Origin of the sequence: Intestinimonas sp. HCP28S3_D6, from assembly GCF_052065695.1 — a bacterium.
Lineage (GTDB): Bacteria > Bacillota > Clostridia > Oscillospirales > Oscillospiraceae > Intestinimonas.
In genome coordinates this window covers 18,662-33,463 of sequence record NZ_JBQHTM010000042.1, presented here as the reverse complement: position 1 = coordinate 33,463, position 14,802 = coordinate 18,662, and the positions used below count along the sequence as shown (strand labels likewise).

Annotated in this window: 15 protein-coding genes, 2 tRNA genes and 1 riboswitch; of the genes, 11 read left to right on the top strand and 6 right to left on the bottom strand. The window is 62.9% G+C overall.

Features of this window, described 5'->3' with window-relative positions; translation table 11 throughout:
- Window positions 1–54: 54 nt before the first annotated feature.
- Window positions 55–711 (bottom strand): helix-turn-helix transcriptional regulator, encoded by a 657-nt coding sequence (locus tag ACTNBK_RS13155; protein ID WP_441146728.1) that lies wholly within the window; start codon window positions 709–711, stop codon window positions 55–57.
- Window positions 712–869: 158 nt separating this feature from the next.
- Here ACTNBK_RS13155 and ACTNBK_RS13150 point away from each other — a divergent pair, with 158 nt between their 5' ends.
- Window positions 870–1,244: a RidA family protein gene (locus ACTNBK_RS13150; RefSeq protein ID WP_441146726.1), complete on the top strand. Its 375-nt coding sequence runs from the start codon at window positions 870–872 to the stop codon at window positions 1,242–1,244.
- A gap of 51 nt (window positions 1,245–1,295) precedes the next feature.
- On the opposite strand, the gene ACTNBK_RS13145 is transcribed toward ACTNBK_RS13150, so the two are convergent.
- Window positions 1,296–2,705 (bottom strand): APC family permease, encoded by a 1,410-nt coding sequence (locus ACTNBK_RS13145; protein ID WP_441146724.1) that lies wholly within the window; start codon window positions 2,703–2,705, stop codon window positions 1,296–1,298.
- Between the two features lie 15 nt (window positions 2,706–2,720).
- Window positions 2,721–4,766, bottom strand: a complete 2,046-nt coding sequence (locus ACTNBK_RS13140) for an alpha-amylase family glycosyl hydrolase (RefSeq protein WP_441146722.1) — start codon at window positions 4,764–4,766, stop codon at window positions 2,721–2,723.
- A 342-nt stretch (window positions 4,767–5,108) separates the two neighbouring features.
- Here ACTNBK_RS13140 and ACTNBK_RS13135 point away from each other — a divergent pair, with 342 nt between their 5' ends.
- Together ACTNBK_RS13135 and ACTNBK_RS13130 are read left to right on the top strand one after the other, a co-directional pair.
- Entirely contained in the window at window positions 5,109–5,561 is a 453-nt protein-coding gene (locus tag ACTNBK_RS13135; protein ID WP_441146720.1) for a helix-turn-helix domain-containing protein, read from the top strand.
- A gap of 12 nt (window positions 5,562–5,573) precedes the next feature.
- Window positions 5,574–6,077, top strand: coding sequence for a GreA/GreB family elongation factor (locus ACTNBK_RS13130; RefSeq protein ID WP_441146718.1), 504 nt, complete (start codon window positions 5,574–5,576; stop codon window positions 6,075–6,077).
- 41 nt (window positions 6,078–6,118) lie between these two features.
- Here the strand turns inward: ACTNBK_RS13130 and ACTNBK_RS13125 are convergent, their stop codons facing one another.
- The 3 genes from ACTNBK_RS13125 to ACTNBK_RS13115 form a co-directional block, all read right to left on the bottom strand.
- A complete protein-coding gene (locus ACTNBK_RS13125) occupies window positions 6,119–7,309 on the bottom strand; it encodes a cation:proton antiporter (RefSeq protein ID WP_441146716.1) in 1,191 nt (396 codons plus the stop codon).
- 60 nt (window positions 7,310–7,369) lie between these two features.
- Window positions 7,370–7,442, bottom strand: a riboswitch (Fluoride riboswitch).
- Between the two features lie 67 nt (window positions 7,443–7,509).
- Window positions 7,510–8,829: an S-layer homology domain-containing protein gene (locus tag ACTNBK_RS13120; RefSeq protein WP_441146714.1), complete on the bottom strand. Its 1,320-nt coding sequence runs from the start codon at window positions 8,827–8,829 to the stop codon at window positions 7,510–7,512.
- 100 nt (window positions 8,830–8,929) lie between these two features.
- On the bottom strand, window positions 8,930–10,120 hold the full coding sequence (locus tag ACTNBK_RS13115; RefSeq protein ID WP_441146713.1) for an FtsW/RodA/SpoVE family cell cycle protein: 1,191 nt from the start codon (window positions 10,118–10,120) through the stop codon (window positions 8,930–8,932).
- A gap of 193 nt (window positions 10,121–10,313) precedes the next feature.
- On the opposite strand from ACTNBK_RS13115, the gene tsaE reads away from it, so the two are divergent.
- The 8 genes from tsaE (at window position 10,314) to ACTNBK_RS13075 (ending at window position 14,731) form a co-directional block, all read left to right on the top strand.
- Entirely contained in the window at window positions 10,314–10,742 is a 429-nt protein-coding gene (gene tsaE, locus ACTNBK_RS13110; protein ID WP_441146711.1) for a tRNA (adenosine(37)-N6)-threonylcarbamoyltransferase complex ATPase subunit type 1 TsaE, read from the top strand.
- The gene (tsaB, locus tag ACTNBK_RS13105) at window positions 10,739–11,479 is read left to right on the top strand and encodes a tRNA (adenosine(37)-N6)-threonylcarbamoyltransferase complex dimerization subunit type 1 TsaB (RefSeq protein ID WP_441146709.1); all 741 of its coding nucleotides are present in this window, start codon (window positions 10,739–10,741) and stop codon (window positions 11,477–11,479) included. Before tsaE ends, tsaB begins: the two co-directional genes overlap by 4 nt.
- A complete protein-coding gene (gene upp / locus ACTNBK_RS13100) occupies window positions 11,472–12,104 on the top strand; it encodes a uracil phosphoribosyltransferase (protein WP_294512161.1) in 633 nt (210 codons plus the stop codon). Before tsaB ends, upp begins: the two co-directional genes overlap by 8 nt.
- Window positions 12,105–12,686 carry a GNAT family N-acetyltransferase gene (locus ACTNBK_RS13095; RefSeq protein ID WP_441146707.1) on the top strand — a complete coding sequence of 194 codons (582 nt, stop codon included), beginning with the start codon at window positions 12,105–12,107 and terminating at the stop codon, window positions 12,684–12,686. It begins immediately after the preceding gene.
- Between the two features lie 176 nt (window positions 12,687–12,862).
- Entirely contained in the window at window positions 12,863–14,008 is a 1,146-nt protein-coding gene (locus tag ACTNBK_RS13090) for a hypothetical protein (protein ID WP_441146705.1), read from the top strand.
- Window positions 14,009–14,107: 99 nt separating this feature from the next.
- Window positions 14,108–14,272 carry a hypothetical protein gene (locus ACTNBK_RS13085; RefSeq protein ID WP_441146703.1) on the top strand — a complete coding sequence of 55 codons (165 nt, stop codon included), beginning with the start codon at window positions 14,108–14,110 and terminating at the stop codon, window positions 14,270–14,272.
- 138 nt (window positions 14,273–14,410) lie between these two features.
- Window positions 14,411–14,487, top strand: a tRNA-Arg gene (locus ACTNBK_RS13080).
- A gap of 167 nt (window positions 14,488–14,654) precedes the next feature.
- A tRNA-Arg gene (locus ACTNBK_RS13075) sits at window positions 14,655–14,731 on the top strand.
- Window positions 14,732–14,802 lie beyond the last annotated feature (71 nt).

Here is a 14,802-nt window from a genome sequence, read left to right as displayed (position 1 = left end):
CGCCGCTTTGCCACCCCACGGCGGGGCCGCAAAGCGGCGGTTTTTGGTATTCCGTCAGCGGTTCCGGATGCGGCGGAGGTAGCGGTAGACGGTGGGTTCGGAGATGTCCAGCTCCCGGGCTACCTGACCCACCGACCCCTTGGTGGAGAAGACCCCCTGCCGCTCCAGAGCCTCAATGAGGGTCTCCTTTTCCTGGGTAGTCATGCGCCCAGCGGGGACGCCCTGGCGGAGTACGGTGTTGTGGATGAGGGTGTTGGAGAGCTCCGGGATGGAGTCGTCCAGCTCTTCGGTATAGGGAGTCTGAGAGGGCACCTGGCCAGGGACGGAGAAGGCTGAGAGAAGGCTTTGAAGGTGGCTTGCCATTGCAGTGAGGTCAGAGACGTCGTGATTGACACAGATGAGCCCCAGCAGCTTGCCGTCTTCCTTAATAAAGTAGGTGGAGGAAACGAAGCGTTTGCCGTTGCGGGTGCGCCCTTCATAATTGGACACGAAATCCCGGTCCTGATAAACCCCGTCCCGTACCAGGCGGCGGGCCAGCTCGGTCATGGGATCTCCCACCTTCCGGCCGCTGAGATGGCCGTTGAAGATAGCCATTACCGATGTCTCCGGATCGGAGACGTCGTGGAGAATGACCTCGTAGTGGTCACCGCATACGGCGCTGAGGAAGGCCGCTATGGGGAGGTAGCGCTCCAGTCTACTTTGGTTGCTCATGGGTCCGGTCACCCTTTCCGGCAGTCAAAGACCGCGATCTGTTTCGTGGACCTTATTTTAAACCCGAACGAGTAAAAGCACAATAAGAAAAGCGGCTTGACAAACAGAAAATAATAAATTATAATCAATGTAACAAAAATTTATCGGAGGCGATCACTATGAAAACTCCCATCGTAACGGATCAGGCGCCCGCCGCCATCGGTCCCTATTCCCAGGGCATCTCCACCGAGAGCCTGGTCTTTGTGTCCGGCCAGCTGCCCATTGATCCCGCTACCGGCGTCATGCCCGAGGACGTGGCCGCCCAGGCCAAGCAGTCCCTGGCCAACGTGAAGGCTGTGCTGGAGGCCGCTGGCAGCTCTATGGAGAAGGTGGTCAAGACCACCATCTTCCTGGCCGACATCGCCGACTTTGCCGCCGTGAACGAGGTCTACGCCGCCGCCTTCCCCCAGCCCTGCCCCGCCCGCTCCTGCTTCTCCGTGGCTGCCCTGCCTAAGAGCGCCAAGCTGGAGATCGAGGCCATTGCCGTAAAGTAAGACTTCACTGGAACAAAAAGCCGTAAGCCCGCCGGGGCTTACGGCTTTTTGTTATAGAAGATCGCCGAACATCCGTCGGCTGCGGTCGGCATCGGTAACGGTGCGGTCCCGCCCGTGGTAGAGGAACAGCCCCACCACAGCCAGCACACCGGCCAACAGGTAGTCCAGAGCGCCCATGCCGCCGGGGGAGAAGGGGAGAACCAGATTGAGGGTGAGGAAGAGAGAGGCGATGATCCCCAGTACCGCCGTCACTTTGCCGCCAGGCATAGAGACGGGCCGCCGGAGCTCCGGATGGGTCCGGCGCAGCCGAAGCACGGAGAAGAGGGTGGTCACCCACATGATGATGGTGGCCAGGGAGGCGGTGTTGATGAGGGGGAGGAAGAAGAGCTTGCCCAGGAATGGGGCGAAGAGAACCAGGGCTACCGAGGCCCAGATGCAGCGAGTGGGGGTGCCGTATTTGGGGTGGAGACGGCAAAACCAGCGGCTCACCAGATCGGAACCGGCCAGGCCGTAGATCATCTGGGCGGCGGAGTAGAGGGTGGAGTTCATGACCCCAACGGCACCCACGAAGGCGGTGAGCAGCAGCAGGACCCGCACCACCGGCATGCCGGTGATGTCCACCAGAATGTCCGCGAAGGGAGCGGTGGTTTCCACGGCCTCCCGCCAGGGCATATTCCCGGCCACAGCGGTGGAAACCAGGCACAATAGGCCGGTGACCAGTACCAGGCAGACGATGAGGGCCAGGCCCGCCTTTCGGGCAGCCTTCCCCTCGGCATCGGCGGCGGCCTTGGCAACCGTCTCCCAGCCCGCCACGGAGAAGACCAGCAGGGAGAGGAGGGACATCGAGCCAGTGAAGTCGAAGTCCAGTCCGCCGTCGGAGGCGTAGATCTCGGGGTCAAAGTGGGCGAAGGCGGCGATGAGTCCGAGCAGGCACATAAAGAGGAGGACCACCGTAGCGATTTTGGCCAGGGCGGCGCACACGTTGGCGCCTCGATACTGGATATAGAGGATGATCCCTGCCAGGAGGAACTGGATGAGGACGTTGGGCAGAGTGACGACGTAGCCGCCGGCGGTGTAGAGGAGCCCGGCCTGTCCCAATATAGGGAAGAGCTCGTCCAGCAGGGCAACGGCGGCCAGGTCTACCCAGCAGAAAACGATGGTGTTCATCATAACCCCGGCCCAGCCTACCAGGAAGCCGCCCCGACACCCGAAGGCGGCGGTGGCGTAGACCGTCTCGCCGCCGGGGAGAGGGAGCATGGGGATGGCCTCCATATAGGCAAAGGCAAAGGGAAACTCAACCGCCATACAGAGGAGGAAGGCCACTGCCAGGTTGAGGGGACCACGGGCGGTCTCCAGCCAGGTGCCGGTGAGGAGGAGCCAGGAAGTGCCCAGCATGCACCCCACACCCATGGCCACCAGGCCGAAGAAACTGATGGAGCCCCGCTTGGCCGTACCGTTCATGGGCGGCCTCCTTTCTTATTTCCGGCGTTTCTTGGGGAAGTAAGCGGATACCATGGCGGCTACCTCACCCAGCCAGCCGGTCCGCTGCTCCGGGGTGCTCCCGGCCACCGGGCGGAAGAGGCAGCGGTCGAAGGCGGGCAGGGCCAGGAGCCCGAAGACGCAGTTCTGCCAGATGCGCTGGAGGGGGTCGCCGTAGGCGGCGTCCTCCACCGGGGCGGGGGTGTTGGAGGTGTTGAAGACCAGGGCGGCCCTGGCCTTCAGCAGGGGGGCGGGGGCTTCTCCGGCCTTGGGCAGGGCGTAGGCCTCGCCCTCCCGAAGCACCCGGTCCAGCCAGCCGGTGAGGATGGCGGGGGGCTGGCCCCACCAGTTGGGGTGGATCACCACGATGCCGTCGGCCTGCTTCAGCTCCTCCTGATATTGGAGGACCAGAGGGTCCTGGGAGAGCCTGCCCGCAGCCTCGGCGGCGGGCATCACCGGATCAAAGCCCTCGGCGCACAGGTCGTGGAACCATACCCCGTAGCCGTTGGTCCGGAGGGCGTCAGCGGCGGCCTTGGCCATGGCGGCGTTGAGGCTGTCTCCGCTGGGGTGGGCCAGGAGGACCAGCACCCGCCCGGCGTCCGCCGCGGGCTCCGGCTGGGGGGTGGGCTCCTCCGCCTGGGGAGCGGGGACCTCGGCCTGAGGTTCGGGAACGGGCTCCTCCGCCTGCCAGGTGAAGCGGTCGGGGGCGCCCACCAGAATCTTGGCCGAGCAGGGGGGCATGACGACCCAGGTCCGGCCGCCGTCATTGTGGTAGATCTCGTCGCCATTGAGCACGTCCTGGAGCACCGGCTCATTGTGGTGGAACTCCAGGCCGAACTCCTGGTGGGAGAGGTTGAAGAGGACGTAGATCCGCTGTTCCGGGGTGGCGCGGCGGAAGATCAGCTGCTCATTTTTGATGACCATGTTCTCATAGTCTCCCACGGCCAGAGCGGGGAAGGCCCGGCGGATGCGGGAGAGGGTGGAGAGGTGGCGGCACAGGCCCTGGTCCCGCTGCTCCATGTCGGCAAGCTCCAGGCAGGGCCGCAGCACCACGTCGGAGTGGGGGGTGCGCTTGCCCTCCACAGCCCACTCGCCACCATAGTAGATGGAGGGCACGCCGGGCATGGTGTAGAGGAGGGTGTAGACGTTCTCCAGCAGGGCGGGGTCGGTGAGGGTGCTGGCCAGCCGGTCCACGTCGTGATTTTCGGTAAAGTTGTAGAGGCACAGTCCCCGGTAGATGCCGCCGGGACCGAACTGACGGTTGAGGGAGTGGGCAATCTCAAAGTAGTTCTTGGAGTTGTGGGCCGACCAGTTGCCCTTCCAGCACTCGTAGTTGGTCACCGAATCCAGCATCTCCGGATTGGCCCAGCGGGCGTAGTCCCCATGGATGATTTCGCCCATGAGCCAGAACTCCGGGTCCCGGGACTTGGTGTAGTGCTTCAGGGCGCGGAAGAAGTCGAAGTCCACGCAGTCGGCGGCGTCCAGCCGGAGCCCGTCGATGTGGAAGCGGTCCATCCACATACCCACGGCCCCCAGCAGGTGGTCACGGACCTCAGGGTTTTTCAGGTTGAGCTTCACCAGCTCGTAGTGGCCGCCCCAGGACTCATACCAGAAGGGGTCCCCCATGGGGGAGCCGCCGCCGAAGTTGAGGTTCTGGAACCAGCCGCAGTAGGGGGAGGACTGGCCCTTCTCCCGCACGTCCCGGAAGGCCCAGAACTCCCGGCCCACGTGGTTAAAGACACCGTCCAGCATCACCCGGATGCCATTTTCGTGGAGGGTGTCACATAGGGCGGCGAAGGAGTCCACGTCCCCCAGGCGGCAGTCGATCTGGTAGTAGTCGGTGGTGTCGTAGCCGTGCTTCACCGACTGGCACACCGGCCCCAGATAGAGGGCGTTCACCCCCAGCTCCTTGAGGTGGGGAATCCACTCCCGCAGCTTTTCCAGCCGCTGAACCGGCTCACCGCCGGGATTGTACTCCGGACAGCCGCAGAAGCCCAGAGGATAGATATGATAAAAGACGGCGCTGTTGACCCAGTGCTCCATGATCCATACGCTCCAATCTGCGCCCGGAACGGGCATACTCGCGCCAGCGATGCTGGCTTCTTCAGTATACCACAACCGGCCCGGTTTTGCGAGGGGACAGTTCCGCCCGGGCGGGAAAAGCCGCTCCGCTTGACGGACGTGGTATAATATCAACAGTTGGCGCACGAGTGCGGCAGGATACCATGTATCCAGGCGTTTTGTGAACAAAACGCCTGCTGTTGATGTTACACCATAGCCAAAATCGGCGGAGCCGATTTTACGCCGCATCCGCGGCGCGCAAGTCCGCATGGACTTGCAGCTATGGTATCATCATAGGAAAACCCACCCAAGGAGGTTGTTTTTATGATCACACTGGGACAGCGCATGGAGGAGCTGCGCAATGAGCGGGGGCTGAGCCGTCCCGCCCTCTCCGCCGCTCTGGGCTTCCCCAAGAACGCCGCCGAGAAGTTCGAGACAGGGCGGCAGACCCCCACCAAGGAGCAGCAGGAGAAGATCGCGGCCTATTTCGGGGTATCCGTCTTCTATCTCCGGGGAGAGAGCAGCGACCGCACCCGCCAGGAGGACTGGATGGACGCCGCCGCTTTCACCGACGAGGAGCCGGTCTTTGTGCCCAAGCCCGCCCCCAAGCCTCCCAAGCCCAAGGCGGCAGAGCCGGTCCAGGGCGGCATGCTGGACGCCATGCTGGCCAGCAAGGGCGTGCAGGATCTGCTGCGGAGCATGGTGCTGGATGTGCTCAAGTCACCCGAAGGCCAGGCCGTCATCGCCCAGGCGGTGCGCAAGGAACTCAAAAAGTGAGGCGGAGCATCCATGCACAATGAACTGACTCAAAAGGACCTCCAGATGATGAAGGAGGAGCTGGACTATCGCCGGATCACTCTGCGGCCCCAGCTCCTGGAGGCGGTGAAGGAGGCCCGGGGCTTCGGCGACCTGAGCGAGAATTTTGAGTACAAGGCCGCCAAGCAGGAGAAAAACCGCAACGAGGGCCGCATCCGCTTCCTGGAGAACATGATCAAGACGGCGGTGGTGGTGTCTGACGTTTCGGCGGAGGACGCCGTGGGCCTATACGACAAGGTGACTGTCTACATCGAGGAGGACGATGAGACCGAGACCTACCAGGTGGTCACCACCATGCGGCAGGACGCCCTCCATGGTCTCATCAGCAAGGAGTCCCCGGTGGGGAAGGCCCTGCTGGGAAAAAAGTCCGGCGACCTGGTCCACATCCAGGTCAACGACAGCTATGGCTACGATGTGGTCATTCGGAACATCGAGAAGGCCCAAGATGACGGCTCCGTCCCCCTCAACAGCTATTAAAAAAGACCGCGTATCCCTGAAAAGGGATACGCGGTCTTTCCTTATACAACGGGGGAATGTTTTGTAAGGAGCCGTCGGTAGGTCATGTCGATGCCGAAAGCGCCCAGGGGGGCGGTGACCAGGATGGCCAGCACGGCCACTGTCAGCACCAGCTGTCCGCAGGGCAGGCCCATGGACAGGGGCACCGAGCCGATGGCGGCCTGGACGGTGGCCTTGGGGGTGTAGGCGATCATGGAGAAGAGCCGCTCCCGAAGGGGGAGGCCGGTGCCCAGCAGGCAGACGAAGACCCCAACCATGCGGAAGGCCAGGCACCCCAGAATGACGACTAAGGCGGCGGCGCCGGCGGAGCGGGCGTATGAGATGTCCACAGTGGCACCCACCAGAACGAAGAGGAGGATCTCGGAGGCCACCCACAGCTTGGAGTATTTGGCGGCCAGGCGCTGGGCCATCTCGGGCCGGGTCCGCTGGAGGGCAATGCCGCAGCTCATGACGGCCAGCAGGCCGGAGAAGGGGATGGTGCGCTTGATGGCGTTCTCCAGGGCCACGAAGAGGAAGGAGAGGCTGAGGAGGACCACCACCTTGGCGGAATCGCGGACGTGGAACCGGCGGTAGAAGGCGCCGAAGAGGACCCCGGCCACGGCACCGAAGGCCAGGCCGGTGACCACCGAGACGGGCACCTGGAGGAAGGTGGCAGGGGAGAGGGTGCCTCCCTGGGCAAGACCGGTGAAGGAGGTGAAGAGGACGATGACGAAGACGTCGTCCACCGATGCCCCGGCCAGGATGAGCTGGGGGATGCTGTGGTCGGTGCCGTAGCCCTCCTCCATGAGCTTGAGCATCCGGGGGACCACCACGGCGGGGGAGACGGCGGCCACCACAGCGCCCATGATGGCGGCGTCCAGTAGGGGGATGCCCAGGAGGGCGGGGGCCAGCAGGAGCATCCCCACCAACTCGAAGCAGGCGGGGACAAAGCACATGAGGACGGCGGGGCGGCCCACCTTTTTGAGATCGTCCACCTGGAGGGAGAGGCCGGCTCGGGTGAGGATAATGATGAGGGCCAGCTGCCTCAGGTCGGCGGAGATGCCCAAGATGGAGCCATTCAGCAGGTTGAGGACGTAGGGGCCCAGCAGGATGCCGGTGAGCAGCATTCCCAGGAGGCTGGGCAGCCGGAGCCGGCTGAAGACCCAGCCCAGGGTCATGCCGACAAGGAAAATGAGGGCGAGACTGGTGAGCATGGTGGAGTTCCTCCTTCATTTGTGTCGCAGGAGCGCAAAAAAAGCTGATGCTCCTGCAAAGAAATTGCAGAAGTCATCAGCTTTTCAGCGGTTCAGGCCATAGCCAGGGGAGCACTTCATTCCCCGGAGCAGCCCTTCAGGGCCGCCTTGCAGGCCATATCATAGCCTGAAAGAGGGCATTTGTCAAGAGGGGAAATCAATCACCACAGGGACCAACCCTGGTCCTCACGGCTCTCCAGCACATCCAGGGCGCCGCACAGCAGGTCGGCGGCATCGGCACGGGTCAGGGGGTCAGAGAGGGCGAGGGCGCCGTTGGCGTCGGTCTGGAGCACCCCGGCGGTCTCCAGATTCACCGCCGCCTGGCAGGCCCAGGCGGGGGCCACGTCGTAGTCGGTATACATGGTGGTGACGGCGGCGTCGGTGACCTGGAGCATCCGGTCCAGGAGCACGGCGGCCTCCGCCCGGGTGATGGTACGCTCCGGGTCAAAGACCACACCGTCGGCGCTGACCACGCCCTGGACGTAGCCCGACTTCAGGGCGGAGGATACATAGCCCTTGGCCCAGGTGGGGATGGTGTCATCGTCGGCAAAGCCGGTGCGGGTGACCCCCTCCAGGGCCTCCAGATTCATGGTGTGCATGGCCAGAGTAACGAATTCCTCCCGGCTCACGGGCAGGTCGGGCTGGAAGAAATAGGTGCCGCCCACGCACTCACCGATGAGAACCCCCTCCTCGGCCAGCCGCAGGGCGGAGCGGTAGGCGCTCACCCCGTCCATGTCGGCGTAGGTCACCTTGGTGTTGGCCTTTTCGATCTTCACCTTCACGGTGGCGGGCTCGGAGGTGTTGCCCACGGCATCCACCGCCACATAGGTGAAAGAGTCCTTGCCGGTCTTGTTCTCATACGGAGTGTAGGTGAAGGTGGCGGAGCCGTCCTCCGGCAGGGTGACGGCCCCCCGGGCGGGCTTGTCCACCAGGCGGAAGGTGAGCAGGTCGCCCTCCGGGTCCACGGCGGAGAACTGGCCCTGGGCGGCCACATTCTTATAGGTGCTCAGCTCCAGGTCCCGGGCGATGGGGGCGGCGTTCTCGGCAGTGAGCAGGTAGAGGTCCACTGTCACATCCTCACCGGCGGAGCCATCGGCAAAGACAGGGGTGAAGGAAAAGCTGGTGGTGGCCGCCGTGGGGGAGGCGTTGGGGGTGAAGGCCATGCCGGAGACGGCCTCCATGGCCACGGCCTCACCCACGGCCAGATCGATGCCGCCCAAGGTGAGCACACCGGCGTTGGAGTCGGGCAGGGCGGTGAGCACGATGGAGTCCAGGGCCTCTTCGCTGTTCTCCACCAGAAAATCGTCGGTGGAGAAGGTAAAGACCTCTTGAGGGGTGCCGTTTTTGGCAAAGGTGGCCACGGTGGGGTCCTCCGCCTCCGGGCTGAGCAGCTGGGCGGAGACGGGGAGGACTATGAGCACGGAGAGGGTGGCCATCAGGAGCAGCAGCACCCCCCGGCGCAGGGAACGGGGACAGTTCAAAACGAAGACCTCCTTCAATGACACAGGGTCAGGGTGTGGTCTTAGTTTGGACGCTTGCCGTGAGATTATTCCAGCCCAGTAGGAAGAAAGGCCCTTTTTCTCACTCCAGCTGACTGCGGTCCCGGAGCCAGCTGGGCAGGGAGCGCATCTTGATGCCGGAGACGATACCCATGCAGGCGTAGAGGGTGATGATGGAGGAGCCGCCGTAGCTGAAGAATGGGAGGGTGAGGCCCACCACCGGGAAGACGTAGAGGCACATGCCGATATTGATGCCGGTCTGGAGGAGGAGCATGGCGGCGTAGCCCATGGCGATATAGGCCGACATGGGGCTGCTGGCCCGCCGAGCCACCCAGATGCAGCGCAGAATGATGGCGGTGAGGAGGAGCATCACCGCCACGCAGCCGATGAGGCCCAGCTCTTCACCGCACACGGCGAAGATTTCGTCGGTGTAGCGGGCGGGGAGGGTTCCCTCAGAGGTGCTCTGGGTCTGGGTGCCCTGGAGATAGCCCTGGCCGAAGACACCGCCGCTGCCGATGGCCAGCACGCTGCGGGTCTGCTGCCAGCCCCTGTCCTGGGTCTGCTGGTAGAGGGTCTCGGGGTTGCCGGTGATGTGGTCGATGACCACGGTAAAGCGCTCCTGGATATAGGAGGGGAGGTGGGACCAGACCAGGGCCATGCCCCCGGCGCAGCCGGCCAGGCCCAGGAGGAACCAGCGCTTTTTTACGCCGGCGGTCCAGGCCATAATGACGAAGAGACCCAGGTAGACCAGGGACATGCCGAAATCTCCGGAAATGACGGCGATGAGTCCCGCCATAAAGAGGGTGTGGCCCGCCAGCTGGACCACGGAGCTGAAGCGGCTAATGCCCCAGTCCTGGAGCTTGCGGCACTGGAGGGCCAGCAGGAGAACAAAGAAGACCTTGGCCAGCTCAGCGGGCTGGATGTTCACCGGCAGGAAGGGAAAAGCCAGCCAGGAGTTGTTGCCGGTGGTCTCACCGCCCACGCCGAAGGGGGTGAGGAGCAGGAGGATGATGAAGACGTTGAAGCCGAACATCCACTTCCAACTCTTCTCGGTAAATAGCTCTACGTCTACAAAGGACATGATGAAATAGGCCACCACGCCAAGAACGATAGAGATGAGCTGGATGGGAACGTAACGGATGCCGGCCTGCCCCAGGTAGCGGGTGGCACTGTAGATGAGGACCACCCCGAAGAGGGAGGCGGCCACGATGAGCGCAAGGAGGACCATGTCCGCCTTACGGAAAAATTCTTTGACCCAGTCGGTAAGCCACACGGGCTGTGAACACTCCTTTTCAATGTCCCCGGGCACCCGGCCCGGGAGACGGCGGGAAAATGGAAAGGTAATCATCTTATTGTACCACTCCGGACAGATTTCGTAAACAGGTTTTACAGCGATGCTTTTTTGTGCTATAATCAACCGGATATCATTGCGGGTATACGGACCCGGAGGAGAGGAGGGAGATCCATTGGAGCGTGTAACCGACAGCCCGGAGGAGACCGAGGCGCTGGGGGAGGCGCTGGCCGGGCAGCTGGAGCCGGGGACCGTCATCGCTTTCACCGGCGACCTGGGGGCGGGAAAGACCGCCTTTGTCCGGGGCCTGGCCCGGGGCCTGGGGGTGCGGGAGCGGGTGACCAGCCCCACCTTCACCATCGTCAACGAGTATGAGGGGGGCAGGCTCCCCCTGTTCCACTTCGATATGTACCGCCTGGGCAGCGCCGACGAGCTCTTCGACATCGGCTGGGAGGACTACCTGGCCCGGGGAGGCGTGTGCGCCGTGGAGTGGAGCGAGAACGTCTCCGACGCCCTGGGCGACGACTGCCTCCGGGTGGATATTCGCCGGGGCGAGGGAGACGACCAGCGGATCATCACCATCGGAGGAGGGAAAGCAGATTGAAGATCTTGGCATTGGAGTCCTCCGCCGTGGCGTGCTCCGTGGCGGTGTGCGAGGACGAGGCGTTGATCGCCCAGTCCTTCCAGCACAGCGGCCTTACCCACAGCCGCACTCTTCTGCCCATGTGCGGCGACCTGCTGAAGAACTGCGGACTTGCCCTGGAGGAGATGGACGTCATTGCCGTGGCGGCGGGCCCGGGGTCCTTCACCGGGCTGCGCATCGGCGTGGCGGCGGCCAAGGGTTTGGCCTGGCCGGGGAACAAGCCCTGCGCGGGGGTCTCCACCCTGGAGGCCATGGCCTGGAGCCTAGCCCATGTGGAGGGGGACATCTGCCCCGTTATGGACGCCCGGCGGAATCAGGTGTACAACGCCCGGTTCCAGGCGGGGGGCGGGAGCCTCACCCGGCTGTGTCCCGACCGGGCCATTTCCATAGAGGAGCTGGCCGGTGAGCTGGAAGCGCGCAAAAAAACACAAATACTGGTTGGAGACGGCGCGGTACTGTGTTATAATGAATTGACCAAGCGGGGCCTGCCAGTGGAGCTGGCGCCGCCCCACCTGCGCCTTCAGAGCGCGTGGGGGGTGGCCCGGGGCGCCCTAGAGCTGGCCCGGAAGGACGACCTGGTGACCGCCGCCGCCCTGGCGCCCGTCTATCACCGACTCTCCCAGGCCGAGCGGGAACGGCTGGCCAAAGAAAAAGAAATGACCATGAAAAACGATAAAGGGGAAGAACGACATGGATAAAATGGTACACATTTTTGACCACCCTCTGATCCAGCACAAGCTGGCCATCCTCCGGGATGAGCGCACCGGCGTCAAGGAGTTTAGAGAGATCGTCTCCGAGATCGCCACCCTCATGTGCTATGAGGCTACCCGGGATCTGCCCACTGAGGAGGTCACCATCAAGACCCCTGTGGCCACCGGTACCTTCCGTATCCTGGCCGGTAAGAAGCTGGCCATCGTCCCTGTCCTCCGGGCCGGTCTGGGCATGGTGGACGGCATTCTGACCCTGATCCCCTCCGCCAAGGTGGGTCACATCGGCCTGTACCGTGACCCCGACACCTTGGAGCCTGTGGAGTACTACTGCAAGATGCCTACCGACATCTCCGAGCGGGACGTCATCATCCTGGACCCCATGCTGGCCACCGGTGGCTCTGCCTCTGCCGCCATCCAGTTCATCAAGAACTACGACGTCAAGCATATCAAGCTCATGAACATCATCGCCGCCCCTGAGGGCGTGGAGCGGGTCCGCAAGGATCACCCCGACGTGGAGATCTACTGCGCCGCTCTGGACGAGAAGCTCAATGAGCACGGCTACATCGTCCCCGGCCTGGGCGATGCCGGCGACCGGATCTTTGGCACCAAGTAAATGGAGTGCAAGTCTGTCTATGAGACGGCGCGGCTGGCCCTGCGGCTGGCCGCGCCGTCCCTTGCACCCGCTCTGGCTGACTACTACCGCCGGAACCGTATCTTTTTCTCCGCCTTCGACCCGGAGCGGGAGGAGAGTTTCTTTACGGAGGAGGCCCAGCGGGCCGCTCTGGAAAAGGACGCCGCCCTGGCGGAAGAGGACCGGGGCTATCGGTTCTACCTTTTTTTAAAGGAGGAGCCGGAGACTATTATCGGCATGGTGGGGCTCAACAATCTGGTGAGGGGGGCTTTCCAGTCCTGCCACATGGGCTACAAGCTGGACGGGGCACATCTGTGTCGGGGGTATATGACCGAGGCGGTGAAGGCCGCCTCCGACATTGCCTTTACCGACCTGGGGCTCCACCGCATCGAGGCCAACATCATGCCCCGGAACAAGGCCTCCCTCCGGGTGTCGGAGAAGGCCGGCTTTTACAACGAGGGCCTGGCCCTCAAATATCTGAAGATCAACGGCGTGTGGGAGGACCACATCCACATGGTCCTCCGCAGCGAGCTTTGGCAGGGCCAGGAGAAGCTGCCGCTGTAAAAATGATGAGAACAAATCAGGCGCGGAGAGCGGAAAGGCTCTCCGCGCTGCTTTATGGCCTGCGTCCCGGTGAGGCTTTCCGGGTTCTGGGGATTGCAAGACAGGGTCCGGTTTGTTATACTGAAAAAAAGCCCCGCTGGTGGGCGGGGCAGGAGCCACGGACAAAGGAGTTTGACATGAAAAAGCGAGTACTGGCGGTCACAGGGGCGGCGGGGGCGCTGCTCTGCGCCTCTGTGGCCCTGGCTGTGGGCGGCGGGTCGGACGACCCCCTGGTGAGCAAGAGCTATGTGGACGGGACCTACACCACCCAGGCGGTGGAGCAGGCGGAGAGCCGCATCGCACAGCGCCACGACAGCCTGTATGCCGATGCCGAGGCCAGGCTGAAGGCAGAGCACGAGGCCAATCTGGCCCGGCTCAGCGGCGATGCGTCCGGCAGCGGCAGCTATCAGGCCGCCTTTCAGGATATCCGGGTCAAGCAGGGGGACACCGTTCAGGTGACCGCCGGGTCTGGTTTCCTGCTGCTGGCCGGCAGCGGGGACCTCTCCTGCACCGGGAAGAAGACCATCGACCTCTCCAACGGTTGGGAGAAGGGGTCGGGGGCCTTGACTCAGGGCCGGCGGTATCTGGTGGCGGAGGATACCACGGCCACCATCACGGTGACCTCTCCCACGGCGGTGCTCTCCCTGGAGGGGTACTACACCCTGACAGAGAGCAGCAAGCCCGACTATAACGCCTTAGCGGACGCTCTGCACATTATGGGACTCTTCCAGGGTAGCGGTACGGGCTATGGCTCCGGATACGACCTGGAGCAGGAACCCACCCGTATCCAAGGCCTCATCATGTTTCTCCGCCTCCTCGGGGAGGAGCAGGCCGCCCTGTCCACTACGGCGGCCTGCCCCTTCACCGACGTGCCGGCCTGGTGCCAGAGCTATGTGGCCTACGCCTATGAGAAGGGGTACACCAAGGGCATGGACGAGGCGGCCAAGCTCTTCGGAACCAACGACACCCTGACTGCTAAGCAGTATGTGATTTTCCTGCTGCGGGCGCTGGGATACAGCGACAGCGGAGAGAGTCCCGATTTCACCTGGGATACTGCCCTTCAACGGAGTGTGGAGCTGGGCGTCCTGACGGCGGGGGAGCGGCAGACCCTGGAAAGCGGTACCTTCCTGCGGGCCCACGTGGTCTATCTCTCCTATTTCGCTCTGGACGCTGAGCAGAAGAACGGCAGCGGCACCCTTCAAGAGCGGCTGGTGGCCGACGGAGTCCTGGATCAGGCGGTGGTGACCACAGTACGGGCCGGCGTGACTGTCTCCCGGCTGTAAGGCGTAAGTTTTCATTTGCAGCGCACGAAATGCCAGCCCGCGCATAGGATGAGATGGAGGCCGGAGACGGTCTACCATCTCATTGGGAGGTACTTCATTATGGGGTGCAACAACGGCTGCGGGATCGGCGGCTTTGGCGGCGGCAGCTGCCTGTGGATCATTCTGATCATCATCCTGATCTGCTGCTGCGGCGGTAGTTGGGGTGGCTGCGGCAACAGCTGCGGCAATAACTGCGGCTGCGGCGGCAACAACGGCTGCTGCTGAGGAGACATAGGGTGCGGGCGGGGGGCCTCCCCGCCCGCCACAAAAAAATTGTCTTTTTTTAAAAATACCTCTTGCATTTCCTCAAAGGGTGTGCTATTATAATCTGGCTGTCAGGGAAAACCTCCCTGAAGACAGTGAGCGGCTGTAGCTCAGCTGGATAGAGTGACTGGCTACGAACCAGTAGGTCGGGGGTTCGAATCCCTTCAGCCGTACCAGCACATCGCAGGTGTTTTGCCTGCGGTGTGCTTTTTTCTTGCTTGGATTGGGCTCCTTTCGAACAGAAAAAAATCAGGGGCTGCGCTCCAGATAGTACTTGACAATTAGCGGAATATTCTATAAAATAAAATTTAGTTGTCAGGGAGAATTCCCTGGAAGGCAACAAGCGGCTGTAGCTCAGCTGGATAGAGTGACTGGCTACGAACCAGTAGGTCGGGGGTTCGAATCCCTTCAGCCGTACCAAACCAATAGGCGAAAAAGACTATTTGCAGAAAAAGCAAGAGTTTTCAAGCCTTTCAAGGCCCTTTAGCTCG

Coding starts and splice junctions, on each gene's coding strand:
- ACTNBK_RS13140 (WP_441146722.1), bottom strand. CDS start 4,766: ATGGAGCACTGGGTCAACAGCGCCGTCTTTTATCATATCTATCCTCTG.
- upp (WP_294512161.1), top strand. CDS start 11,472: ATGGATAAAATGGTACACATTTTTGACCACCCTCTGATCCAGCACAAG.
- ACTNBK_RS13155 (WP_441146728.1), bottom strand. CDS start 711: ATGAGCAACCAAAGTAGACTGGAGCGCTACCTCCCCATAGCGGCCTTC.
- ACTNBK_RS13145 (WP_441146724.1), bottom strand. CDS start 2,705: ATGAACGGTACGGCCAAGCGGGGCTCCATCAGTTTCTTCGGCCTGGTG.
- ACTNBK_RS13150 (WP_441146726.1), top strand. CDS start 870: ATGAAAACTCCCATCGTAACGGATCAGGCGCCCGCCGCCATCGGTCCC.
- ACTNBK_RS13090 (WP_441146705.1), top strand. CDS start 12,863: ATGAAAAAGCGAGTACTGGCGGTCACAGGGGCGGCGGGGGCGCTGCTC.
- ACTNBK_RS13135 (WP_441146720.1), top strand. CDS start 5,109: ATGATCACACTGGGACAGCGCATGGAGGAGCTGCGCAATGAGCGGGGG.
- ACTNBK_RS13095 (WP_441146707.1), top strand. CDS start 12,105: ATGGAGTGCAAGTCTGTCTATGAGACGGCGCGGCTGGCCCTGCGGCTG.
- ACTNBK_RS13130 (WP_441146718.1), top strand. CDS start 5,574: ATGCACAATGAACTGACTCAAAAGGACCTCCAGATGATGAAGGAGGAG.
- ACTNBK_RS13125 (WP_441146716.1), bottom strand. CDS start 7,309: ATGCTCACCAGTCTCGCCCTCATTTTCCTTGTCGGCATGACCCTGGGC.
- ACTNBK_RS13085 (WP_441146703.1), top strand. CDS start 14,108: ATGGGGTGCAACAACGGCTGCGGGATCGGCGGCTTTGGCGGCGGCAGC.